General features: G+C 34.8%; 18 protein-coding genes, 1 tRNA gene, 2 pseudogenes and 1 riboswitch. Of the genes and pseudogenes, 18 read left to right on the forward strand and 3 right to left on the reverse strand.

All coding sequences use genetic code 11. The features are described 5' to 3' along the window. Positions 1-24: 24 nt before the first annotated feature. Positions 25-345, reverse strand: coding sequence for a hypothetical protein (locus IGK86_RS02860; RefSeq protein WP_229204073.1), 321 nt, complete (start codon positions 343-345; stop codon positions 25-27). A gap of 252 nt (positions 346-597) precedes the next feature. On the opposite strand from IGK86_RS02860, the gene IGK86_RS02865 reads away from it, so the two are divergent. The 11 genes and pseudogenes from IGK86_RS02865 (at position 598) to IGK86_RS02915 (ending at position 13,630) form a co-directional block, all read left to right on the forward strand. After that, a complete protein-coding gene (locus tag IGK86_RS02865; RefSeq protein WP_016617150.1) occupies positions 598-3,102 on the forward strand; it encodes an ATP-binding protein in 2,505 nt (834 codons plus the stop codon). Between the two features lie 15 nt (positions 3,103-3,117). Continuing rightward, a complete protein-coding gene (locus IGK86_RS02870; RefSeq protein WP_104877155.1) occupies positions 3,118-5,181 on the forward strand; it encodes a hypothetical protein in 2,064 nt (687 codons plus the stop codon). 42 nt (positions 5,182-5,223) lie between these two features. Further along, positions 5,224-6,117: pseudogene (locus tag IGK86_RS02875) on the forward strand (phage tail tip lysozyme); the annotation flags it as partial. A gap of 708 nt (positions 6,118-6,825) precedes the next feature. Beyond that, the gene (gene ltrA / locus IGK86_RS02880; protein WP_057086701.1) at positions 6,826-8,637 is read left to right on the forward strand and encodes a group II intron reverse transcriptase/maturase; all 1,812 of its coding nucleotides are present in this window, start codon (positions 6,826-6,828) and stop codon (positions 8,635-8,637) included. Between the two features lie 127 nt (positions 8,638-8,764). Beyond that, positions 8,765-8,899 (forward strand): annotated as a pseudogene (locus IGK86_RS02885) (phage tail tip lysozyme); the annotation flags it as partial. Positions 8,900-8,911: 12 nt separating this feature from the next. Beyond that, positions 8,912-9,136, forward strand: a complete 225-nt coding sequence (locus IGK86_RS02890; RefSeq protein WP_010826866.1) for a hypothetical protein — start codon at positions 8,912-8,914, stop codon at positions 9,134-9,136. Then, positions 9,133-9,669, forward strand: a complete 537-nt coding sequence (locus IGK86_RS02895; RefSeq protein ID WP_002407727.1) for an EF0163 family protein — start codon at positions 9,133-9,135, stop codon at positions 9,667-9,669. The genes IGK86_RS02890 and IGK86_RS02895 overlap by 4 nt, the downstream gene beginning before the upstream one ends. 67 nt (positions 9,670-9,736) lie before the next feature. Then, positions 9,737-10,096: a hypothetical protein gene (locus tag IGK86_RS02900; RefSeq protein ID WP_002407726.1), complete on the forward strand. Its 360-nt coding sequence runs from the start codon at positions 9,737-9,739 to the stop codon at positions 10,094-10,096. 510 nt (positions 10,097-10,606) lie between these two features. Continuing rightward, on the forward strand, positions 10,607-11,632 hold the full coding sequence (locus IGK86_RS02905; RefSeq protein WP_258150266.1) for a phage tail protein: 1,026 nt from the start codon (positions 10,607-10,609) through the stop codon (positions 11,630-11,632). Between the two features lie 353 nt (positions 11,633-11,985). Beyond that, positions 11,986-12,276, forward strand: a complete 291-nt coding sequence (locus tag IGK86_RS02910; RefSeq protein WP_002407724.1) for a helix-turn-helix domain-containing protein — start codon at positions 11,986-11,988, stop codon at positions 12,274-12,276. Between the two features lie 73 nt (positions 12,277-12,349). Beyond that, positions 12,350-13,630: a tyrosine-type recombinase/integrase gene (locus IGK86_RS02915; protein WP_025193939.1), complete on the forward strand. Its 1,281-nt coding sequence runs from the start codon at positions 12,350-12,352 to the stop codon at positions 13,628-13,630. Between the two features lie 41 nt (positions 13,631-13,671). On the opposite strand, the gene IGK86_RS02920 is transcribed toward IGK86_RS02915, so the two are convergent. After that, positions 13,672-13,743 (reverse strand) — tRNA-Arg (locus tag IGK86_RS02920). A 58-nt stretch (positions 13,744-13,801) separates the two neighbouring features. Between IGK86_RS02920 and rpoN the strand changes: the two genes are divergently transcribed. From rpoN to IGK86_RS02945, 5 genes are all read left to right on the forward strand, one after another. Beyond that, the gene (gene rpoN, locus IGK86_RS02925; protein ID WP_016617156.1) at positions 13,802-15,133 is read left to right on the forward strand and encodes an RNA polymerase factor sigma-54; all 1,332 of its coding nucleotides are present in this window, start codon (positions 13,802-13,804) and stop codon (positions 15,131-15,133) included. Positions 15,134-15,333: 200 nt separating this feature from the next. Then, complete coding sequence (locus IGK86_RS02930) at positions 15,334-17,211, forward strand: acyltransferase family protein (protein WP_002373449.1); 1,878 nt, start codon at positions 15,334-15,336, stop codon at positions 17,209-17,211. Positions 17,212-17,333: 122 nt separating this feature from the next. Then, positions 17,334-17,429: riboswitch (SMK box riboswitch) on the forward strand. Beyond that, positions 17,427-18,611: a methionine adenosyltransferase gene (gene metK, locus IGK86_RS02935; RefSeq protein ID WP_016617158.1), complete on the forward strand. Its 1,185-nt coding sequence runs from the start codon at positions 17,427-17,429 to the stop codon at positions 18,609-18,611. (Overlaps the previous riboswitch by 3 nt.) Before the next feature lie 169 nt (positions 18,612-18,780). Beyond that, positions 18,781-20,247: an MDR family MFS transporter gene (locus IGK86_RS02940; protein WP_002355658.1), complete on the forward strand. Its 1,467-nt coding sequence runs from the start codon at positions 18,781-18,783 to the stop codon at positions 20,245-20,247. Positions 20,248-20,285: 38 nt separating this feature from the next. Next, positions 20,286-21,077, forward strand: coding sequence for an alpha/beta hydrolase (locus IGK86_RS02945; protein WP_016617159.1), 792 nt, complete (start codon positions 20,286-20,288; stop codon positions 21,075-21,077). Positions 21,078-21,157: 80 nt separating this feature from the next. On the opposite strand, the gene IGK86_RS02950 is transcribed toward IGK86_RS02945, so the two are convergent. Continuing rightward, positions 21,158-21,820, reverse strand: a complete 663-nt coding sequence (locus IGK86_RS02950) for a TetR/AcrR family transcriptional regulator (protein WP_002358755.1) — start codon at positions 21,818-21,820, stop codon at positions 21,158-21,160. A 253-nt stretch (positions 21,821-22,073) separates the two neighbouring features. Here IGK86_RS02950 and erfC point away from each other — a divergent pair, with 253 nt between their 5' ends. Together erfC and erfD are read left to right on the forward strand one after the other, a co-directional pair. Further along, a complete protein-coding gene (erfC, locus tag IGK86_RS02955) occupies positions 22,074-23,789 on the forward strand; it encodes a multidrug ABC transporter ATP-binding protein/permease ErfC (protein WP_438742001.1) in 1,716 nt (571 codons plus the stop codon). After that, positions 23,789-25,558, forward strand: coding sequence for a multidrug ABC transporter ATP-binding protein/permease ErfD (gene erfD, locus IGK86_RS02960; RefSeq protein ID WP_002358756.1), 1,770 nt, complete (start codon positions 23,789-23,791; stop codon positions 25,556-25,558). Before erfC ends, erfD begins: the two co-directional genes overlap by 1 nt. Positions 25,559-25,972: the final 414 nt, after the last annotated feature.

Raw genomic sequence — 25,972 nt, forward strand, 5'->3', positions numbered from 1 at the left:
AACTCCTTATTTTTTATGTCTAAATTATGAAGTTTTATATTTTAAATAAAGCATGACTGTACAGACTATTATTCCGATGACTAAAAGTAGCACAGTAACAATACTTTCATTTTTATTTATTTTTTTTTCAGGTCTATAGCTAGGATTAATTTGTTTGGCGTTAAAATCAGTAATTCCAAAGTCTAAAGTAGGAAGTAAAAACAGTAATAAAATAATATATATAATTCCCGCTATAAGGAAAATAGGAGCGTTAGTGAAAAGTGAAATAATGGTACCTATGATTATAGGAATTAAAATATATAAAAAGAATTTGATAACATTTTCTTTTCTCATTTTAATTACCAAATTCAGCTTCTATGGCACTAGCTTCTGAATTAAAAATAAAAGGTGTTACCATTGCGAAAATAGTTAAAGCTAAAAAAACTTTTTTCTTCATACACTTTCCTTCTTTCCAATTATTATTTAAAAGCTATATTAAATATAGCTTTATTTTATAATAACTGAATGAAAAAAAGTTGTCCAATAATATATAGAAATTTCTGAAAAATCATTTTTAATGTTAATTACTAAAATAAAATCAACAAGAAAGGAAAAAATATGCAATTAGAATATCCATTAACGAATCATATGAAAGGAAATATTGTTTTAACACAAGAAAAAACAGCGATAGCATACTATCGTGTTCGTTCTGAAACGGTAATGTTGACTGATGTTGAAAAGAAATTAAAAACGAAAAGAAAAGTTGCTCGTGCGTTAAATCGTTTAAAAGCAAATGATGGATTTGAAATTAACCTTTTGCCAGTTAATGCCGACATTCGAGGGAAAATGGGTGCTATGCGCTCTTTAATAGATTCTAATAATTATGAAGTAGGCGTAGATAAATTAATGAAAACGGCAATGGTTTTAGAACAAGAAATGGGTATGGTTTACGAATATACGTGGATTATTGGTGTGCCTTTAATCAAGAAAGATCTCGCTGTTGATTTAAAAGAAACCGTTACTAACTCAATTAGCAACGTATCGGAAAAGTTTGTCAAAGGCTTAGGTTTTGATGTAGAACTGTCGGAGTGTTGGGAAAAAGATTATCGAGAGCAAGAATTAGAAGTCTACCAAAATTTATCTGAATTGTTAATTGAACGATTAACAGAAGATGAATTGTACTATTATCAAGCGTATCAATTTTTAAAAAATATTCCACATGAGCGACAAGATGTTCTTTCTAGTCAAAACTTAGATAATTTAATGGCAACAAAAATTAAACCATTGTTCGGTGGAGGGCTTCATTTAAATTGTGATTATGGCGAAAGCTATATATCCTACCTTCCAATAGGAGATGTAGGTGTTTTTCTTGATGGTAATCATTTTTTAGAGGTCGTTCAAAAAATGCCTTTCCCAGTTGAAGTGAAGATTCAAGCGACTTTTGCAGAAAGTAAAGGGCAATTGGCACTGTCTGGGCGTTCGTCACGTGCAAGAACCCGCACTAAGAATATCATGCAGGAAGCACACTTAGCTGGTTCTAAACAAAAACGAAAGATTGTTGAAGGTCAATTATCACTAGACGATTTAGACCAAAAAATTGATGATGGTGTGGATATTATTGACTGGAAAGCAGTGGTTGTTGTTAGTGGTAGTACAAAAAAACAAATGCGTGCAAGAAAAAAATATTTAATCAATCGTTTTGATAGTTTAGATATTCCACTTATTAAAGCAACGTTTGATAATCCTTATTTATTTCAATCCACTTTGTTTGGTAATTTTATCCGCATGCAGACTTCTCGTTGGCAACACACGTCAACAATTGAATCGTTTGCCGAGTTGAATTTCTTTACTTCACTTCATGCAGGTACGAAGTTAGGCTTTTACCTTGGACGTATTGATACAACTTTAGAAGAAAAAGAAGATAGAAAATCTATTATTTCCAGTTCAAAAAATTTAATTTTTATGAATATGTTACTAGCGAATAAACAAAATGTTGATGGGAAGAAAACAAATAATCCCCACTGGGCTTTAACTGGCGATACTGGGAACGGAAAATCGGTTACAGCTAAAACATTGTTTATGCAAATGGCACTTTTAAAAGACAGAGTGTTATACATTGATCCGAAAAAAGAAATGCGAAAGCAATTTATGTATACAATCAATGCCCCTGAATATCAAAAGAAATATCCTTTAGATGTTGATTTTGTGAAGTCCTTTAATTTCGTCACTTTAGATGTTCGTGATACGAAAAACCATGGCGTCCTTGACCCGATTATTCTATTTAATGAAACAGAAGCCACGTCTACCGCTAAAGCGATGATAACGAATGTTTATGATGGTACATGGAACTTAAAACAGAAAACAGCAAGTAATGAAGCTATTACAAAAGTAATTTCTGAACGAAAAGCAGGAAAGAAAGTTGGATTCTGGCATGTTATTGAATTGTTAGCTGAGAGTGAAATCTCGGATGTTAAAGACATGGGGAGATTTTTATTGTCAACAATCAAAGGGTCTGTTTTAGAATTGGCGTTTTCTCATGGAGAAGTGGAAGGTTTGTCATTCGATAGAAAAGTAACCATTTTGGAAATCGAGGACTTAGATTTACCAACTGATAAAAATGAAAAGTTAGATGAAAATAAACGGTCGTCAGTTACACTGATGTTTGCTTTAGGAACGTTTTGTTCGAAGTTTGGTTCAAGAAATCCAAAAGAAGAAACAGTGACGTTCTTTGATGAATCTTGGATTTTTCAATCTTCTCCTGAAGGTAAAGCAATTTTGAAATCTATGAAACGTATTGGCCGTTCGTTTAATAATTTCTTAGTATTGATTACACAATCAACAAACGATTTAGATGATAGTGAAGATGGTACTGGTTTTGGTACAGTGATTTGCTTTGATGAAGTACAAAATCGAGAAGGTGTTTTGAAATATCTCAATTTACCAGTGAACGAAATTAACATGAAATGGGTCTCAAATATGGTTCAAGGTCAGTGCTTAATGAGGGATATGTTTGGTCAAACCAATCGAATTGTTGTTCATGTTATTTTTGAAGAATGGTTGGAACTATTCAAAACCGTTGATGATACAGAAGCTTCTAAAATGGAGAACCGCTTTGTTGCATAGGAAGGAAGTGAGAATATGCAGTATCTAATTGACAGTTATAGTGCGTATACGGTTGATGGTGGTTTGTTGGATAAAGGATGGCAAGTAGTAAATTGGTTCTTTGTAGATATACCATTCTTTATCTTACGAATGTTTGCTTCTTTCTTCCTTTTTTGTGAGAATGTCTTAAATCAATCTAGTTTCTTTGAAGGAAAACAAGAAACGGTATTGAATATGTCAAAAGATGTTCTAAGTGGCTTTGGTGGCAAGGGGTTTAGAGATGGTTCTTTACTTGCATTAGCGATTCTTATTAGTGCGTATTATCTGCTGTATCACTTTTTCTCTAGTCGAAGAAACTTTTCAAAGGTATTTCTTCATTATATAGGTGTAGTTGCATTATTCTTGTTTTGGTTTGGAAATATTGCATATACTAATCCAGAAACCCATGTGCAAGAAGAATCTAGTGGTTCTACATTTTTAATTAAATCAATGAATGAATTTGCTAAAGGAGTACAAAGTACATTTACGGCAAGTGCCAATTTAGGAACAGAAGGCTCTAAAGATGGAGAAGTATATCAAAGTCCAATTTTTGATGCGACAGTAAAACAAACATTTAATTTTGTAAATAGTGGTTCGCTTGATGGAAAGATGGAGAATGGTAAGAAGTTAGATGAAAGTAAACTACTAGAAAAACCTAAATTATCTAAGGGAGAGAAAAAAGACTTTGAGAAGGATAGAAAAACATATATTAATGACCATGAAAAATATAATCCATATTTTGCACAGGACGGAGCAAAAACAATGGAAAAAGCTTTTGGTGTTGGTGTGGGTTTAGTAAATTTAGCAGTTTTGGCAGTGCCTGTCACATACATTAATATAATGATCAATGTCATTCAAATCATTGTTGATTTACTCATTCTTGTTTTTCCAATTATTGCGTTAGTGTCTTTCTTCCCTCGTTGTCAAATGATGATGTTTAAATTTTTTAAAGCATTAATTGGTATTTTGTTTTTCCCAGTTGTGTTCGGTATCTTTTTGTCTGTGTTATTTTGGATCAATAAGATAATTGACCAAGCGTTTTTAGGATTGATGGATAAAGTAAGCGGTAGTTTATTAATTGTGATGTCTGGTGGTGTTTTTCTTTTAGGCACATTAATTGTTACGGCACTGGTTAAAATCATTTTGTATCGGAAAATTTGGAAAAGCAGATATAAAATTTTATCATTCTTTTCTGATGGTCAAGTTCAAGAGCCTTCTTTTGAAGCGAAAATGAATGAAAAAACAAAAGAAACGGTTGAACGTACAGGTGAAGTTGGCGTTGGTGCAGTAAAGGCAGGTGTCGGTGCTTCGACTGGGAATTTAGCGTTGGTTGCTGATGGCGCTAGTCATTTAATGCCAAAACATGATAAAGCATTAAACTTAGCAAAAGATCATTTCGTTGATGACAATGGGCAATTTGCTGGGGTGAAAGCAGGATTGAATTCATTATTGAATCGTCCTACTCAAGAAGAACAACAACCATTAAAAGATGATTTATTGCCTGAAGAAGAAATTGTGGAAGTAGAAGAGCCAACCAATGTTGATAATGAGGAAGTAGAAGAAATAGAAGATAAAGCTTTAACTGATGAAGGGGATAATTTTGAAGATTCAACAGATGATGAAATGGATAATTCTTTAGAAGAAATTGATGTTCCTATCTTAAATGAAAACGTATCTGATTCTGATACTTCTTTAGCTGATGAAAATAACATTGAATTAGAGCCAACTATTGAAAATGAACTTGATAATGTAGAGGCAACTATAGAATCGAGTGAAAATGATAGAGAAGAGCCAATTCAAGAACTTGATGAGCAAGAAATAGCGGACAATTTAAATGTTAGGGTCGATAATTTCGATGAGTTGGCATTTGCTCGTGAAGAACGTGCCTTTTTTGATGGTGGAGAGGATAGCGAGTTAATCATAAATAATAATGATTCATTAAATAACGTTTATTCATTTTACCAAACAGAAGAAAACTTCAATAATTTAGAACAAACAGAGGAACAGTTTTTTGGTAGTGTGAACACGGAAGAATATAATTTTGATGTTGTAGAGGGCTGATGAAATGATTATCAGCCTTCTTTTTTGTTGAAAGGAGATACCATGAAGATTTTAGGTAAGGTTTTAATTGTTAGTTGTTTTATTTTCATACTTCCTTTTTTATTATTTTTAGCTGTGTTCTCTTCAAGTGAAAATGGGGATTCTTCCCAGTTTCAGCCAGCTACTCCACAAGAAAAAGTTGCGTTAGAAGTTTTAAATTTTGTTACCTCAAATGGAGGGACAATGCAATTTGCAGCTGCTTGGATTGGTAACATGGAACATGAGAGTGGTTTAAACCCTGCTAGAATCCAAAGTGATTTGACTTTTAATTCTGCTATTGCTTACAACCCTAGTTTAGGCGGTTATGGTATTGGATTAGGCCAATGGGATTCTGCACGCCGAGTTAATTTATTAAATTTTGCAAAAGGCCAAAAAAAAGAATGGAAATCAGTTGCCTTGCAAATGGATTTTGCGTGGAATCATGATGGTTCTGATAGTGACCTACTTAAAAGAATGTCTAAATTAAAAGATGTAAATACACTTGCGGTAGATATTTTGAAGCTGTGGGAACGAGCTGGAACAAAAGATGACCCTGCAGAGCAAGTAAAAAGAAAGGCTAGTGCTAATAATTGGTATAAACGTCTTTCTACAGGTTCCATGGGCGGAGGTTCAGCCAATGTTGGTGGCGGAAAAATTGATGTTTTGGAAAAAGTAATGGGACAAACTGTTAATGGTGGACAGTGCTATGGATTGTCTGCTTTTTTTGTTGAAAAACAAGGAGGTTTTCAAATGATGGGTACAGGACATATGTTTGCGAGTGAGATTGGTAATGATTATAATTGGCCGTCAATAGGTTGGAAAGTGATAAAGAATCCAAATTACTCGGATATTAAAGCAGGAGATGTCATTAATTTTGGTCAAGGTGGTGTGGCTACTAGTATTTATGGACATACTGGTACGACACGTTTCCCTATAAATGTATAAACATGAAATGGGAGAATTTATCCTTCTGGATAAATGATAACTAATAGTTCGATAGTTGGAATGAAAGCCGTCATGTTGGCTGAAACAACTAGTCTGATACTCCTACATGCGTGAAATTTTAACAGAAATTCCAGGTATGAAGTTAGGTGAAGTCGGCTGAACAATGCCTAAGTGAAATGTACAGTTCATAAGGCAGAGGATAGGTCGGGACGCTATAAACTATCTATGGTGAGAATGTTTCCAGCGAGAAACTGACGAACTTGCGAATGTACGGATCTATAGTCCGACGTTTATCGAAAGAAAACGGCTTACGTTATGTAAGGAATATTACCGAAGAGTAAGAGTCTGTGTTATGAAATTCGGGATAGTTAACAATGAAACTATAAATATTCAGGTCCACAGTAAGCACCTAAGGGTAGATATGCAAAGCTAGAACTATTGGAACGTGGAAAGCGAGAAACACTTATGCCAAACGACTGTTATCGGAGTGTTGAATATAAGATTTTACAAATCGAAATTTCTTAATTCTCGTGAGAGTAGGGGCACAGTACTGATGAAGCGTGTAATGAACGTGGAGGGATAGCCCCAAGACTTGTTCTTTGAAAAATGAATACTGCTAAATGAAACTCACAGGGTCTGGTAAGAGGATGGGACTATTTAGAATAGGAGAAGTAACCATCGGTGAGTACTGAATTAAGATATTATGAGTATTACAATATGCAAGAAACTTTTGATTGGTTATATCAAAGAAGTTTAGAGAATCGAACAAAGGGAATCAATTTGTTCGATATTATTATATCAGAACGAAATATATTGTTAGCCTACAGAATAATTAAATCAAACACGGGCTCAAAAACAGCTGGTGTAGATAATCAAACAATCTCAGATTATAAAATGAAGAATAAGGCTCAGTTTATTCGAGAAATTCGAGAGAGTTTAGTTGATTACAAGCCAGAAATGGTTAGAAGGGTTGAAATTCCCAAACCCAATGGAAAAACAAGGCCTTTAGGAATACCCACAATGAGAGATAGGTTGATTCAACAAATGTTTAAACAAGTGCTTGAACCTATTTGTGAAGCACAATTTTACAAACACTCTTATGGATTTCGACAAAACCGCTCGACAGAACATGCAATTGCTAGGTGTAACTTTGTTGCCTACGCTTGTAAATGTCATTATGTGGTTGATGTAGATATAGAAGGATTCTTTGACAATGTTAGTCATTCAAAAATGATTAAACAACTGTATACCATTGGTGTAAAGGACAGACGTGTACTGGCGATTATCTCTAAAATGCTAAAAGCTCCCATTAAAGGAATTGGCTCTCTAGATAAAGGAACACCACAAGGTGCGATTTTATCTCCCTTATTATCTAATGTAGTATTAAATGATTTAGATTGGTGGATTGCTAATCAATGGGAAACGTTTCAAAGCAGATACCCTTATAAAGATAATGCGTATATGTATAGTGCTCTAAAGAAAACCAAATTAAAAGAAATGCATATCGTTAGATATGCGGACGACTTCAAGATTTTTACAAATACTCCAAAATCAGCAATCAAAATATTTCATGCTGTTAAAGGATATTTGAGAAATCAACTTTCACTAGATATTTCAAAAGAAAAATCAAAAATAACGAATTTGAGGAAACGATACTCAGAATTTCTAGGCTTTGAGATAAAAGTTGAAAAGCAAAGAAAAGGGAAATATGTTTCTATCTCCAGAGTATCTAGAAAAGCCAAAAAGAAAATAAAGAAAGACGTCCGTCAAAGAGTAAAACGAATTCAACGTTATCCGACATTTGAAAATATCAAAAACTACAATTTATTTGTCAAAGGAATTCAAAATTATTATCAAAAAGCAACTAGAGTAAATCTAGACTTTTCAGATATATATTACTCTTGTTTGCCAGCCCTATTCAATCGTTTAAAATTTATTGGGAAATATGAAATACCTAGAAGTCCACCTTTGGTGTACAAGAAAATTTACAGTTTGAACCATCGAACTTTTCGAGTAAATGGAGAGTACCTTTATCCAATTGAATGTATTAAATGGGATAAAGCATGGCCATTTAGATCAACAGTAAATAATTACACCGAACAAGGAAGACTAGAGCGTATCAAAATGTTAAAACCAAAAATAGGCTCAGAATTGATAAAAATGGGTCAAAAGTATTCAGAAAATCAATCTATTGAATTTCTGGATAATAAACTCTCTCGTTACTCTATGCAAAATGGTAAGTGTGCTGTTACAGGAGAATTTCTAACCTCTGAGATAGCACACGGACACCATATAGTACCTAAGAAGCAAGGAGGAACTGATGATTATCAAAATATAGTCATAGTTCACGAGTGGATTCATAAATTAATCCATGCCAAAACAAAGCAAACGATTGAAGAATATTTCAATGTGCTTCAGTTAAATGAAAAGCAATTGAAGAAACTCAACAAATATCGAAAAGAATGTAATTTAGCAGAAATTCATTTGAAGTAAAGAAGAAGTTGGAACGCCGTATGCGGTGAAAGTTGCATGTACGGTGTGGAGCAGGGGAAAAGCCGGAGAGCGAACTATTATCATTAGCTAAGGTAATAGACAATCAAAGGCTTACCTATTGCTATGTGTAGTGGCAAGTGTTGAAGGTAAAAACAAGTTTACTACTTATGAGCAAAACGCTGAACAAGGTCAAATTGTTGCTAAATATTCTCGAACTTGGGGATTAGATTTCCCGCATGTGACTAGCATAGTAAGAAAATAGGAGGAAATGTGAATGTTTTTGAGTAAGAAAAGTAGTTTAACTAATCGTCAGATAAAAGAAATCTGTTCGAAATTTAAATGTAGAAAAAATGAATTTGCAGTACAAAAGTATCAAGATGGTTTTTTAGTAGCTGTGAGCAATAAAGAATATCGTGTCAAATTTTCTGAAGGAGTTTTTTCAAAGATTGTGTATGTTAAAGAGGTACAGCGTATTCAAAAGAAAGTAGGTAAAAAATGAAAAAGTTAAGTTTAGTAGTTTTATTGTTAGGCGTTGGATTAATTTTTTCTGCTTGTGGAGGAAATACTAAAGTTCATGAAACGGTAGCTTCGTCAACGATTGAATCTGTTACCATGAAGGCAGTTGATGATATAACTTCTACGAAAAGAAGTGAAGTAATTGAAAAAAGTAGTACGAAGTCTACACAGAGTAAGGAAAAATTAGAGGAAGAGCAGGGGGCTACCAATGAGCAGTTAGTGGAGGATTTTGGAAATGCTTATGCTAATTTTTCTAGTATCAATAATCGCAACGAAAAATTAAAGAAATTAATGACTGCTGAATGTGTAAAGAAAAATGGTATTGATGTGAAAACTGGTGCGAAATTGGAAAGTAAAGGTGAAGTAAGTTCAATATATCAAAATGATAAAAAGGAATATGCAGTCTTACTTGATTGTGAGCAAAACGGAACGAAAACAAAAGTACTTTTATTGGTAAAAGTGAAAGGAAATAAGGTAGCAGAAATGACCTATAATTCTGTAAAACAAGAGTATTAACCTTGATATATATGGATTTGTACTTTAGTTAATGGTACAATATATGTATAAGTAAGGAGATGGGAAAATGAAAAAGGTAATTTCAATTTTGTTGATGGTTGTTGCAGTTTTCACATTAGCTGCATGTAATAGTTCTAAATTAGATAAAACTGGTGAAGATTTTAAAGATGAAATAATTAAAGAAGAATCTTATAAAGATTTGAATAAGGAAGAAAACTTTAGTTTTTTAATTTATAAAGATAACGATACTAAACGGTACTTAGCTGATGTTTGGGTACCTGCAGATAATAAAAGTAGTATCTTAGAACGATTTTATTTTTATGATGAAGATAAGCGGTTAGATAGTACTGAAAGCAAAGTAACCTTTGATGATATGAAAGCTAGTGGTAACTATGAAGTAATTTATAAATCAGGAAAGTTTAATTGATTAAGTATTTTCAAATTTAGTAATGGTACTCTAAATATTAAAGTTTTAACAAGTCAAAGGAGATAGCATGATAGCATTTTTTATTTTATTCAATGGATTCATTTATGTGTTCGATTCTTTTTTTAGTATATTTTTTAATTCTGAAATTTTTCGTGATCTAAGTTATTTCTATATTAAATTTAGTGATGATCTTTATAAATTAACATATGACGGTCTTATAGCAACTTCGGCGGCTATATTAGCATTGCTCGTGCCTATTTCATTTTTTTAATAGAAAATGTAGGTAATAAAGATTCGGGTTCAATTGAATGGGATAAAACTATTATATTTAAATATGTGATTGGTATAAAAACGTTAGTTGCACTGTCGTTCATAACTTTTACTCTAATTTTTTGGGATTTTTTATTAATAAGACCACTTTTGTTTTTTATATATGTATCTGGAGTTACAATGATGTTTTATTTCTTTAGAAGATGCTACAAATGGATTATGATTAGAGACTCAAAGGGAATGAATTATAGGAATAAACTTAGAATTAAAATGCTTGATGGATTAAGAGAAGATAGGGATTTAGATATATGGATTACAGTTTTAGGAAGTAATTTTAGTATTGTAGATTTAGATGAAAAAGAAATATTGGGTATATATGTTAGGTATTATAAAGATAGAAACAGTTATGAGACAAAAAGTAAACTTCTTTTGGAACTTACAAAAAATAAAACTATAATGTTTAATAATAGTGATATATTCCATAGATTTGTTTTTGAAGTGGTAGAAGACTGTTCCTCAAATAGAAATTCAATCTCTAATTTGTATGCTTTTAGAGTTGGCGAATTTTTTGAAAGTTATCTTAAATCTTTAGAGACTGATGAAGGGAAATGTTATAACTTCGCGACAAATTTTGAAGAATTTACAAATAATAATGATGTTGGAGCCTTAAAATATTTTTTTATGGATAGGTTGGAGGGAAGGATATTATTTCATTTTTTATATGATCATTTAGATCGCCCTGCTGAATGGGTAAATAAAATAATTAGTAGTTTTAACGATAGTGAGAAAAAAAGTTTATTGGAATCTATTTTTTTATTGTGGATTAGAGATATGTATAGTAAAAAAAAGAAAGAAATTGATGTTTTTAGATTGAGTAATTTAACAGAAAAAATATTTAATGAATTAAACATGGTTATTTTTCTTGGTTTATTGAATTTTTTACTTTACTTGCAAACTGATGCAAATAGATATGGAGCTAATGATAGAGAAGAAGCAATTAAGGAATATGTTAACAGTAAAAAAAGATTTTACGGAGTTGATAGTGGATTTGTTTTTTGGGGAGATCAAGATGTTAAAGAATTGAATAATACCAGAGATGCAAATACTTTTAAATATTTCGTAGAATCAAGTCATCCAGAATTTGATCCTTTTCATAGACCAAAATTTTTACAAGATATTATTGATATATTAAATTCAATGGACGATGATAAAACACATGTTTTAGAAGGACAGCTTACTAAACTAAAAGAAGCTATAAATGAGTAGTTATTTTATGATGTCTAAAAAACGACTAAACAAGTTTGAAATATTTATATTTATTGTATTATTTGTATAGAATCAATTGGTTTTACTATATTTGTAATTCTTTTAAAGCTTTTTATTTACTCGTAATAAATATGCGATTGTTTTGAATTGTAAGCAAAACGGAATGAATATCAAAGTGTTATTGTTAGTTGGAGTAGAAAATAGAAAAGTTTCAGAAATGACTTATAACACGATAAAACAAGAGTATTAAGTTTGTTTTATAATGAGAATAAAAAGAATGTTTAAGAGTGATGTTTCCTATCATTACTCTTTTTTTGTTTGTAAATATATAGAGTAAGAAAGGAAAAAAATAAATGAGCGAAATGACAATGCAAGTTTTATTATCAGAAGATCAACAAGAATTAATTAAAAAATCTTTACATGAATTGCTATTAAACGAAATTAACCATCTTAAAGATGGCTTAGTTTCAAATGAAAAATACTTAAAGAAAAAGCAAATATGTGTGTATTTAAATTTATCCAACAATACTGTTGATAGATTGATTGAAGCTGGAATGCCTAGAATTAATATTCAAGGCATTATTTTGTATCCGAAAGAAGAAATTGATGAATGGTTAAAAAAGTATCAATCAAACAGAAAATAATTAACAAATAAAAAGCAATTTAATATATAATCAGAAGGTAGTCTTCTCTTTCTGATAGAAAGGAGAAGTTGAATTGTCAATAACAAAAATGGCAAGTGGTAATTTTAAAGTAGACGTTTATTATCCAAAAGATGTCAGAGAATTTTTAGGACTAACGACAGCTAGATTTAAAAAAACTTATTCTTCGTATGAAGAAGCGTTTCTTGTAGAAAAAGAACTTTTAGAGAAAATAAAACAAGTACAAAAGCAACAGAATGGTAATATCTTTGATAGAAAACAAGGAATTACATTTGAAAATTTTTTTAAGAATATTTATTGGTCAATGTATATTTCTGGGTCGTTAGGAAGTAGAAAAGCGCCGAAAAAAGCAACAATAGATAATGCAGAACGTATATTTAGATTGCATATTTTACCTTTGTTTGGTTCATTTACATTATTTGAATTGAATAGTAATAAAGAACTTTTGGTAAGAGAACTAAATAAAAAATCAAGGGAATATGCGAATATTAAAGCGTTAAAAAGTTATGTTAACAATGTTTTTGATGTGGCAGATTTTTTGGATTATATTGACAACAACAATGTTGCTAAAATTATTCGATATATTGGGGAACCAAAGAAAGATAGTTTGAAAGAAAAACGTGAATTATTAGGGGAATCTTTAAGCGCTAAAGAATTGGTAGTTTGGATTCAAGCTTTTCAAACTGATTTTGAAAAAGGTATTTTATCTTTGCAAGATTATGTGTTGTTTATGTTAACTCTTCATTTAGCAGATAGAAAAAGTGAAAGCTATGCGTTACAATGGAAGCATGTTGATTTTAATTTCGGTGGAAGTATTCTATTGATTCAAAGCAAGGATGCAAAGGGAAATATAACTTCAACTAAAGGAAACAAAAAAACTAGATTTCACATTCCAGAATTTCTATTAAAATTATTGATGATTTGGAAAGAAAAACAAAAAGAAGAGCTATTAAAAATAGGAATTGTACAAACGGATGAGCAGTTTGTGTTTACCTATAAAACGAGAAAAACGAATAAATTAAATGTTCCTGTGCATATTGATTATTTGAATCATAGAATTAATGCTGTGGAAAAGAGACACCCATATTTAGTTCATGCTACACCTCATATGTTTAGACATACATTTAGTACGTTGGCTTATGAAGGTGGAGCTACTATGGAACAAATTTCTCAGATGCTGACGCATTCAGATACAAATATAACAAAGATATATATTAATACTGAAAGCGTGGTAGACCTTTCAACACATGAAAAGTTTGAAAAAAGGCTATTGATGGAAAACTCGTCCCTAGAGTTCGTCCCCAAACGAGAAAAAAGACACTCATTAGGCCAGTAAAGAGTGTCCAGAAACGTTGATAAATCAACATATTTAAATAACGCGCCCTGAGGGAATCGAACCCCCGTCTCAAGAACCGGAATCTTACGTGATATCCACTACACTAAGGGCGCGGCACGAATACTAGTTTAGCTGATATTGACAAAAATTACAAGAGGGAGGACGAAAATAATGAAATTTGAGCAACGAATGTCCCAACAACAAAAACAAGTCCAGAAGTTGGCCATGACTCAACAGCTTCAACAATCCATTCAAATTTTACAATTTAATACGGAAGAACTCGCTGCCTTTGTTGAAGCGAAAGCACTAGAGAATCCATTGATTGATTTACAAGTAGACACGCAGTACACCACAGATTTTCCGATAACTAGTCATTCTTACACCAATCAAGACGAAGAAAATAATTATATGAATCAAATTCCAGACTATCATTTATCATTATTTGAGTCTTTAATTGATCAAATTCATTTGAATTACCGCGATACATACTTGCGAACATTGGTATTGTTTTTAGTAGAATATATAGACGTGAATGGTTATTTAACGATTTCGTTAGAAGAAGCGGCAGTGAAAACCGAAGCAAGCGCCATTCAAATGCTAGATGCATTAACTTTGTTACAACAGCTAGATCCAGCAGGTGTGGGGGCACGCAATTTACAAGAATGTTTGATGCTACAAACAGAACGAGACGATACCGCGCCTAATTTAGCGTATATTTTATTGGAGGAAGAGTTTGATGCCTTAGTGAGTCGTAAATGGGGCCCGTTAGCTAAAAAATTCGGGATTGAATTAGCAGAAATTCAATTGATTTTTGATTATATACAAACGTTATCGCCAGCGCCAGGGAATATTTTTGATGCGACCGAGGAATTGTATATTCGACCAGATTTAACTGTCCGAATCAAGGAAGATCGAATAGTGGTGATTTCCAACAAAGCTGGTCGACCGACATTAAATTTTCAAGAAAATTATTTCAAACGAATGCAAGAGACTGACGACAAAGAAGTCCAAGAATATATTAAGGATAAGAAAAACGAATTTGAATGGTTAGAGCGCGCAGTGAATCAGCGGGGGGATACAATTTTACGTGTAGGGCAAGAAATTGTGCGCCGTCAAGAAGCCTTCTTTTTAGAAGCAGATCGGCCATTAAAACCAATGACTTTAAAAGAAATTGCGGATGCTTTGTCTATTCATGAATCGACAGTTAGTCGTGCGGTCAATGGAAAATATCTAGAAACCACGTTTGGCGTCTTTGAATTGCGCTCATTCTTCTCCACAAGTATTCTTTCATCAGAAGAAGATGGCGAGGATGTCTCAACAACGATGGTTAAAAAGCAACTACAAAAATTAATTGATCAAGAAGTAAAAAGTAAACCGTTATCTGATCAAAAATTAGTCGAGCGATTAAAAGATTCAGGCATGGAAATATCCCGGCGAACGGTGGCAAAATATCGTGAAGCCCTAGGGATTCCATCTTCATCTAAACGAAAACGATATGAGTAAACAACCAAAGCTTATGAGTAATTTTCATAAGCTTTGGTTGTTTTTTTGTGATTTAAAAAATGTTGGTTTTTTGAATTGTAAAAAAAGCCTAAAGGAGGCAAAGTTTGCTTGCCATTTCCTAGGAAAAAACGTATATTAAAGTTACTTGCTTCTTTAAATAAAGGAAAAGAATAATTTTATAGAAAAGTTGGAAAGCACAAATGAATCAGACAGCAAATAGCAAGAAAAAACGCTATATTACAGGTTTTGATGGCATTCGGACGATCGCTGTAATTGGCGTGATTTTGTATCACCTTTTTCCCCAAGTCATGCGAGGTGGCTACTTAGGTGTTCCGATTTTCTTTGTTGTTTCAGGTTATCTTATTAACGACTTGTTGCGGCAAGAATGGGCAGAAAATCAGACCATTGATTTAAAAGGATTTTATGTGCGAAGGATGAAACGGCTGTATCCAGCATTAATTGTGATGCTTTTAAGTGCAGTTAGTTATATTACACTCTTTCAGCAGGATTTATTAAACAATATTCGCAGCGTTGTCGCTAGTAGTGTTTTTTATTACAACAACTGGTGGCAAATTTTTAAAGGGTTTTCTTATTTTGATGGATTTGCGACACAATCGCCATTTGTACATATTTGGTCATTGGCAGTTGAAGCGCAAAATTATTTAATTTGGCCATTACTTTTTATTCTTCTGGAACGCTTTGTTCGTAAGCGCGGTCGAATTTTCAGCTTAGTTTTAATCGGCGCCTTAATTTCGGTGACGCTGATGGCCGTTTTATATGTTCCTGGCGCAGATCCTACACGTGTCTATTATGGAACAGACACACGTGTTTTTTCTATTTTACTAGGTAGTGCATTGGCGTATGTTTGGCCAAGCACACGTTTGAAAGAAGAAATTCCAGAAGCCTCTAAAAAAATCTTAAATGGTGCTGGTTTAAGTGCCTTAGTTCTTTTAGTATTAGCCTTTTTAACATTATCAGATCATACAAATTTTGTTTATTACGGCGGCATGTTTTTAATTAGTTTGGCAGCCACTGTCTTAGTGGCCGTCACTGCACATCCAGGGGCAGATATGAATCGTTGGTTAACGAATCCAGTCTTTACGTGGATAGGTAAACGGAGTTATGGCATTTACTTGTATCAATTCCCAATCATGATTTTTTATGAGGCCAAAATTAAGACCTTATCGGACCATGTTTTTCTACATTCATTGGTTGAAATAGCATTAATTTTAGTCGTGAGCGAATTGTCATATCGTTTTATCGAACATCCACTGACACGATTGTCTTATAAGGATGTCTGGACTCAATTCACTGAGTTTTTACGGAAACCGTGGGACCTTCGTGAAAAAGGGACAATGGCCTTTATGACAGTGATTAGCGTGATTGCAGTATTCGGTTTAATTGTGGCTCCAGCAAACGCTAAAAGTGCGCAACAAGAGCAACTAGAAAAAAATATTGCGAAAAATCAGCAAAAAATTGAAGAACGTAAAAAAGAAGTCCAAGAAAGTGGCACGAAAAATAGTAGCACGTCCACAGAAAGTAGTACAAAACCGAGTGAAAGCCAAGACGTTCTACCCACACAACTCACACCAGAGCAAGTAAAAAAAGCGCAGAATTTAGAAATCACAACTATTGGTGATTCTGTTATTCTAGATGGTGCTAGCGGGTTACAAGATATTTTCCCTAAAATGATTATCGATGGGGAAGTGGGCCGTCAATTGTATAGTAGCATTTCACTAATTGGTGAACTAGACAAAAAGAAAATGCTCAAAGATACTGTTTTAGTGAGTTTAGGTACAAATGGTCCTTTTACAGAGGCACAATTTGATGAATTTATGAAAGCGTTAGGTAATCGAAAAGTTTATTGGATTAATGTTCGCGTTCCAACTAGAAGATGGCAAAATCAAGTGAATAGTTTACTTAGTCAAATGGACAAAAAATACGATAACTTAACGGTCATTGACTGGTTTAATTATAGTAACGCCCATGATGATTGGTTTTATGATGACCGAGTTCATCCAAATGTGGCAGGTGGCGAGCAATACACACACTTTATCGCGGAGAAAATTTTACAGTAGCAAGAAACTTCCAGCTCAGATGAAAGGGGCTGGAAGTTTTTTGTTATAGGAAAAGCAAATATAGGTAATTTAATGATTTTCTTGAAAACCTAAGCTTTTTTTTTAGATATCTGGTATACTGTTTTTGTTACAAGTTCCCGAAAGGATTTAGCAAGTAATTGTCGTTACTTACTAAAGATGCCTTGTAACCGAAACTATTTAGGGGGAATAACATTATGACAGAAAGACATTTATTTACATCAGAATCCGTTTCAGAAGGACATCCAGATAAGGTAGCTGACCAAGTCAGTGATGCAATTTTAGATGCGATTTTGGAGAAAGATCCGATGGCCCGCGTGGCATGTGAAACATCCGTAACAACTGGTTTAGTCCTAGTATTTGGAGAAATTTCTACAACAGCTTATGTAGATATCCAAAAAATTGTTCGTCAAACTGTGAAAGATATTGGTTATACACGAGCAAAATATGGATTTGATGGAGAGACTGTCGCAGTTCTTGTAGCAATCGATGAGCAATCACCTGATATCGCTCAAGGGGTTGACGCAGCCTTAGAAGTGCGTGATCAAGATGAAAAAGACGATATTGGCGCTGGCGACCAAGGCTTAATGTTTGGTTTTGCCGTTGACGAAACACCAGAATTAATGCCATTACCGATCGCGTTAAGTCATCGTTTGGTTCGCCGTTTAGCAGAATTGCGGAAGGGAAAAGTCTTACCTTACTTACGTCCTGATGCAAAATCTCAAGTAACAGTGGAATATGATGATCAAGGTCAACCACAACGTGTGGATACGATTGTCATCAGTACACAACATGATGATGAAACAACCTTAGAACAAATCGAAAAAGACATTAAAGAACAAGTAATCAATGAGGTGATTCCTCATGAACTTTTAGATGATGAAACAAAATACTTTATCAACCCAACTGGTCGCTTTGTAATCGGTGGCCCTCAAGGAGATGCCGGCTTAACTGGTCGTAAAATTATCGTTGATACTTATGGCGGTTATGCTCGTCATGGCGGCGGTGCTTTTTCTGGAAAAGATGCAACCAAAGTTGACCGCTCTGCTAGTTATGCTGCGCGTTATATCGCGAAAAACATTGTTGCTGCTGGTTTGGCGAAAAAAGTAGAAGTCCAATTAGCTTATGCAATTGGTGTGGCGCAACCAGTGTCTATTTCTATTAATACGTTTGGTACGAGTGATCTTCCAGAAAGTAAATTAATCGAAGCAGTTCGTAAAAACTTTGATTTACGTCCAGCAGGTATTATTGAAATGCTAGATTTACGTCGCCCAATTTATAAACAAACTGCGGCTTATGGTCATTTTGGTCGAACAGATATTGATTTACCTTGGGAACAAACAGATAAAGTTGAAGCGTTAAAAGCTAGTTTAGCTGAATAATTAAATAAAAAAAACAAGAAGTCAGCCAAGTATTGGCTGACTTCTTGTTTTTTTTGCAATAATTTTTTTATGAAAAAGCATTTTTTTAAGACATTTTGTTCTTTTTTGTATAGAATAGCTATGGAGCAATTTAGAAAATTGACAATTGAATAGAAAAGGATGTGAACAAATGGCAAAAGAAACAAATGTTAAGTTAGTCACGGTGAGTGTTTTTGTGGCAACATTTATGACAGCCATTGAAGGGACCATTGTGTCTACTGCGATGCCAACGATTGTCGGCTCGTTACATGGCATGGAAATTATGAACTGGGTATTTTCAATTTATTTATTAACGAATGCGATGTTAACACCGATTTATGGGAAACTTGCGGATAAAATTGGTCGTAAACCTGTCTTCATGATTGGCATTATTATTTTTATTTTGGGCTCCTCGTTGTGTGGCTTTGCCCAAGATATGTTGACTTTAATTATTGCCCGCGCAATTCAAGGTGTGGGGGCAGGCGCAATTTTACCAGTTGCGTTAACGATTATTGCCGACATGTATACATTGGACAAGCGAGCGAAAATTTTAGGTTTAAACAGTGCCGCCTGGGGAATTGCTAGTATTTTTGGTCCGTTAGCAGGTGGTTTTATTGTAGATACAGTCGGTTGGCATTGGATTTTCTTCATTAATGTTCCTATTGGACTTGTTTTATTGGGCTTGATTAGTATTTTCTTAGTTGAACCAAAGCGGGAACGGACCAAGATGCCAATGGATATTTTGGGCAGCGTTACTTTGATGGCCGTTCTGCTAACGTTATTGCTAGGTTTTCAAATGATTAGCGATAATGGTTTTACATTAGTAACATTTGGTTGTTTGAGTTTGAGTGTGCTTTTTTTTGTAGCGTTTGTGATGATAGAAAAACGCGCGCAAGACCCAGTGATTGATTTGCATTTATTTAATCAACCAACGTTTGTTTTAGTAAATCTTATTGCAGCGCTTATTAGCGGTTTCTTAATGGGGATTGATGTCTACATTCCGATGTGGATGCAAGGTGTCTTAGGAAAAAGTGCAGGAATTGGTGGCTTAGTTTTAGCGCCTATGTCGTTACTTTGGATGGCTGGATCATTTATAGCAAGTAGCTTTATGGAAAAATATGCTATGAAAAAAGTCTTAACGATTGGGTTATCGATTCTATTAGTCGGGGCCATCTTTTTAGTGGTAATGCCAATGGCCGTTCCGTTTTGGCTTTTCTTTGTAGTGTCTTCTGTCTTAGGAGTTGGTTTTGGGATTACTATCACAACGACTACGGTGACAGCACAAAGTACAGTGGAGCCTGAAAAAATGGGGGTTGCAACATCGTTTAATACGTTGGTGCGTACAATTGGGCAGACTGTGATGGTGTCAATTTTTGGTGTGATTTTAAATGCAGGAATGTTTGCGAAATTGGAAGCGAGCGCGTTAAACGTCGATGCAGATGTCATGAATCAATTAGTGAATCCACATACTGCAAATTTAATTCCAGCTGCGTTGTTAAAACCATTACGCGGTATCCTCTATGCAGGTCTGCATAATGTTTACTTAGTGGGTGCGGGCTTAGTTGTTGTTGCTCTTTTGTTAAATATTTTCGCAAAAGCGCAACGAGCGAAGGTTTAGTGGTACACTAATAGAAAGAGTATTGGAGGGAAAAGTAGATGGCCTTTTTACAAGCAAATATTTATTCAAATGTATTGGAAATGGAAGTGAATGTGAACGTAATTTTACCACAAGAAACGGTAAAAAAAGTGGGCACAAGTACCCAAGCAGCATTAACAGATATTCCCGTGTTGTATTTATTACATGGGATGGGAGGGAATCACAGTGTCTGGGCTCGCAGAACCTCTATTGAGCGGTATGTCACTGATTTGGGGATTGCTGTCATTATGCCGTCCACGGATTTAGCTTGGTATACGGACACACAATACGATATGAACTATTGGACGTTTATCTCAGAAGAATTACCGAAAATTTGTCATCAACTCTTTCCACAGTTAAGTACAAAACGAGAAAAAACCTTTGCCGCTGGTTTGTCAATGGGTGGTTATGGCGCCTTGAAATTAGGATTAGCGAAACCAGAATCTTTTGCAGCCGTTGCTTCTTTGTCTGGGGCAGTCAGTTTATCATCCACTAGTTTTGGGGAATTATTAAAAGTCCGTAAGCGAAGCTATTGGGAAGGTATTTTTGGCCCGTTAGATCAAATTGAAGGTTCTATTCACGATCCGCTGTATTTACTACAACAATTAGTAGAAAGCCAAACAGAAATGCCCCAATTTTACCTTTGTTGTGGGGAGCAAGATATGTTACTTTCTGCTAATCAACAGATGGCTCAAGCGTTGGAACAGGCACAGGCAAGTTACACTTTTGAAACTGGACCAGGAGAACATGACTGGGTGTTCTGGGATGAATGGATTCAAAAAGCCTTGGCTTGGCTACCAATACCAAAATAGAGAAAGTAGTTTTCAAGATTTATTTTAAAAGTTAACCCTTGGTCCGTCAGTCGAAATGACTGACGGACCAAGGGCTTTTTTTATTTAGATGAAGATGTGTTGTCTGCTTGCAACCCATCTAAGTAGGTTTTAACGGCTTGAATAAAGGCGGATTTTTGGTGGATGGAGTGTCGAAATTGAATGCTTTCCTCCATGTACGTTAACTCATTGTCGGAGACATATTGTTTCATGTGCAGCACTTGTTCTTTTAAATAGTCATCTCCGTTCAACACTTGCGAAACGAGCTGTTTTTCCTCCGTTGCGTCCATAATCATCCCAAATAAAAGATGTTGTAAAGACGTTACTGCTAAATGAGTCATTTCTGGTGAAAAACCTGCTTCTCTTAAAATGCCCATCATTTGATTCAAATGGCGTAATCGTTGGGGATAGGCAGGGACGGTTTGGATTTCGATGGCTACGGCACAGGGAAATTGTTGATAGAGATCATAATAGTTTTCCATGAAGGCCAGTAAGTCAGAATACCATTCACCACATAATGCAGGTTCTTGAAAGTGCTCTTCAATCGCTTCAGCCATACTTTGAAGTAAGGCTTGCTTATTTTTAAAATACCAATAAATTGCGGGCGCCTGTACACCAAGCTGTTTGGCGACTTTACGCATAGAAAGTTGTTCTAAAGTAGGACTTTTTTCTAACAAAGAAAATGCGGCTGCAATAATCGTGTCTTTTGATAATTTCGGTTCCATGATTTTAGCTCCTATTAAACGTTATCTTCGTAAGTTTATCAAAAAGAAGGTACACTTTATGATAGGAAAAACTTGTGAAAAATTAACTTGTTCGCTTGTATTTTACCACTAAAAATGGTAAATTATGAATCGGCCTTATTTTACAGTGTTAAATTGGTGAAGTCAATGAGCAAATTGATTTTTTTGTAATGGGGAAGAATTCGCAGACCAACACTGAAGAAGCAGGGAACTATTTTAAGAAAGTAGGGATAAGATGGACCTTATTATTCAACACGCCAAAAAATACAAAGGCTCGGTAGTTATTGCCTTGTTGGCGGTGATCGTAATGGTTGTCTCAGCACTTTGGCAACCAAAATTGTTACAACAAGTGTTGGAAGCAATTATGAATGACGATAGCGACAAAATGAAAAACTTAGGGATTCAATTAATTGCCATTGCAGGATTAGGACTCGTTGCAGGGGTTATTAATACAATTTTTTCTGCCAAAGTTGCCCAAGGTGTCAGTGCTGACATTCGTGAAGCAACTTTCCGCAAAATCCAAACTTTTTCATTTGGCAATATCGAAAAATTTTCAGCAGGTAACTTAGTTGTTCGTTTAACAAATGACGTTACTCAAATTCAAAATGTCATTATGATTGCGTTGCAGACACTTTTTAGAATTCCTTTTTTATTTATCGGGAGTTTTATTTTAGCGATGCTAACCTTGCCACAACTATGGTGGGTGATTGTTGCACTTGTCATCGCAGTTATTTTGATTTCTATGCTGTCCTTTTCGCAAATGGGCAAGCATTTCATGATTATTCAAAACTTGATTGATAAGATTAATGGTATCGCAAAAGAAAATTTGTTAGGCATTCGTGTCGTCAAATCATTTGTTCAAGAAAAAAATCAATTGTCACGTTTTACAAAAGTGAGTGAAGAATTAACCACCCATAACTTAATCGTAGGTAGCTTATTTGCTGTGATGATTCCAGCGTTTATGTTGGTGGCGAACTTAGCCGTTGTAGGCTCGATTTTCTTTGTGAGTAACTTAGTCAAGGACGATCCAACTTTAATCGGTGGTGTCGCTTCCTTTATGAACTATTTAATGCAAATCATGATGGCGATTATTATCGGCGGAATGATGATGATGATGACTTCTCGTGCCGCTGTTTCCATTAAGCGGATTAAAGAAGTGATGGAAACAGAACCAGATGTTACCTACAAAAAAGTCCCAGAACAAGAGTTAATTGGTAGTGTTGAGTTTGATCACGTATCTTTCCGTTATCCTGGGGATGAAGAAGATACCTTGAAAGACATCACTTTCTCTATTCAGCCAGGTGAAATGATTGGGATTGTGGGCGCAACTGGCGCTGGTAAATCTACATTGGCACAATTAATTCCACGTTTGTTTGATCCGACAGAAGGAAAGATTGAAGTTGGTGGTGTCGATTTACGAGAAGTGAACGAACACAGTTTACGAAAAACAGTTTCCTTTGTGTTGCAAAAAGCAATCCTGTTCTCTGGAACGATTGCGCAAAATCTACGCCATGGTAAACGTGACGCTTCTGAAGCGGACATGGAACGGGCTTCAGGCATCGCCCAAGCCAAGGAATTTATTGGAAAATTAGCAGAAGGTTATGATGCACCCGTCGAAGAACGGAGTAATAACTTTTCTGGTGGACAAAAACAACGGTTATCAATTACAAGAGGTGTGATTGGTGAGCCTAAAATTTTGATTTTAGATGATAGTACCAGCGCGTTGGATGCTCGTTCGGAGCGGTTAGTCCGAGAAGCGTTGGATAAAGAGTTAAAAGAGACTACCACGATCGTTATTGCCCAAAAAATTTCTTCTGTTGTCCATGCAGATCGTATTTTAGTATTGGATAATGGACGTTTAGTCGGGGAAGGCACGCATGAAGAATTAGCAGCTACGAACCCCGTGTATCAAGAAATTTACGAAACTCAAAAAGGAAAGGAGGAAGCTTAATGACTGATTTAATAAAAGCTAGTAAATTTTTCTATCATTATTTAAAACGTTACAAAGTTTCTTTCCTCTTTATTTTCTTAGCAATTTTCGCAGCGACTTATTTACAAGTCAAAGCGCCGCAATTCGTTGGGGAAGCTATTCAGGAATTAGCGAAATATGCGGTTAATGTGATGCAAGGAAAAGACGATAAAAGTGCGTTCGTTTCTGTCATTTGGAAACTGCTCATTTTTTATGTCTTAACTAGTGCCGCTAGTTTCATTTATAGTATTCTCTTTACACAAGTCGTGGGAAAATCGACAAACCGCATGCGGATTGGTTTGTTTAATAAATTAGAAAAATTGACGATTCGTTTCTTTGATTCTCATCAAGATGGTGAAATTTTAAGTCGTTTTACTAGTGACTTAGACAACATCCAAAACAGTTTAAACCAAGCGTTGCTACAAGTATTAACCAATATTGCCTTATTGGTTGGTGTCTTAATCATGATGTTCCGTCAAAATGTGGAACTGGCATGGGCCACAATTGCTTCTACGCCGATTGCGATTTTAATTGCGGTCTTTGTGATTAGCAAGGCGCGTAAATATGTCGATTTACAACAAGATGAAGTGGGTAAATTAAATGGCTATATGGATGAAAAAATTAGTGGGCAACGTGTGATTATCACTAATGGCTTACAAGAAGAAACCATTGACGGCTTTTTAGAGCAAAATGAAAAAGTCCGTGCAGCTACGTATAAAGGTCAAGTGTATTCAGGATTACTTTTCCCAATGATGCAAGGAATGTCATTAGTCAATACGGCAATTGTTATTTTCTTTGGTGGTTGGTTAGCAATCAATGGCTCTGTTGATCGTGCCGCTGCGTTAGGTTTAGTCGTTATGTTTGTCCAATATTCTCAACAATATTATCAACCATTGATGCAAATTTCTTCAGGTTATAGCATGATTCAATTAGCTGTTACAGGCGCTCGTCGTTTAAATGAGATGTTTGATGAACCAGATGAAATTCGTCCCGAAAATGGCGAAAAATTAGAAGAGATTAACAAAGCTGTGGCTTTAAATCATGTTGTTTTTGGCTATAATCCAGAAACGCCTGTGTTGAAAGATGTTTCTATTCATGTGGATAAAGGTGAAATGGTCGCTTTAGTCGGACCGACAGGCTCAGGAAAAACAACGATTATGAATTTAATGAATCGCTTTTATGATGTGAATGAAGGCGCCGTGACGTTTGATGGTGTGGACATTCGTGAAATGGATTTAGATAGCTTGCGTTCACATGTAGGCATTGTTTTGCAAGAGTCCGTTCTATTTTCAGGAACAATTCGTGAGAATATTGCTTTTGGTAAGCCAGAGGCCACGGATGAAGAAATTGTTCAAGCAGCGAAACAAGCGAATATCCATGAATTTATTGTAAATCTTGAGCAAGGCTACGATACTGAGATTACGGAAGAGAATAACCTTTTCAGTACGGGACAAAAGCAATTAGTAAGTATTGCACGAACGATTATTACCAATCCAGAATTATTAATTTTGGATGAAGCAACAAGTAATGTTGATACAGTAACAGAAGCTAAAATCCAAAAAGCGATGGACGAAGCAATTAAAGGGCGCACCAGTTTTGTGATTGCCCATCGTTTGAAAACGATTCTAAATGCGGATCGGATTATTGTTTTACGAGACGGTGAAGTCATTGAAGAAGGCAACCACCATGAACTAGTTGAACAAGATGGATTCTATGCGGAACTTTATAAAAATCAATTTGTTTTTGAATAAGTTGAAAGAGGTCGGGACAGAAGTGTTTAACTCCGAGAAATAAGAAGGAATTTCCGAAAATTGTTCTATAATTTTTGGAGAATTTTGACTTATTTCCGAAGGAGTTGCTTCTGTTCCCGCCGTTTATCAATTTTTAAGCCTGGAACAAAAATTCAAAGTGATTTTTGTCCCAGGCTCTTTTTGCTATGCTAAATAGAAAAAGGAGAAATATCAATGGAAAAATGAGGAATGTACGGCAATTACGGCGCACGTTTTTGGTGCTAAATCCTTTGTTTGTACTGAGTGTATTCAGAGAGAATCGATGGATAAAATCGGCACTACTTTTTTGGTTGTTGGCTAATAGTTTTTTATCTGGAATGCAGTGGTTGATTTATCTTGGGGGCGAAAAAGGCTGGTTGACACATTTGCAGCGGT

The organism is Enterococcus sp. DIV1206, from assembly GCF_051712485.1.
Taxonomy (GTDB): domain Bacteria; phylum Bacillota; class Bacilli; order Lactobacillales; family Enterococcaceae; genus Enterococcus; species Enterococcus faecalis.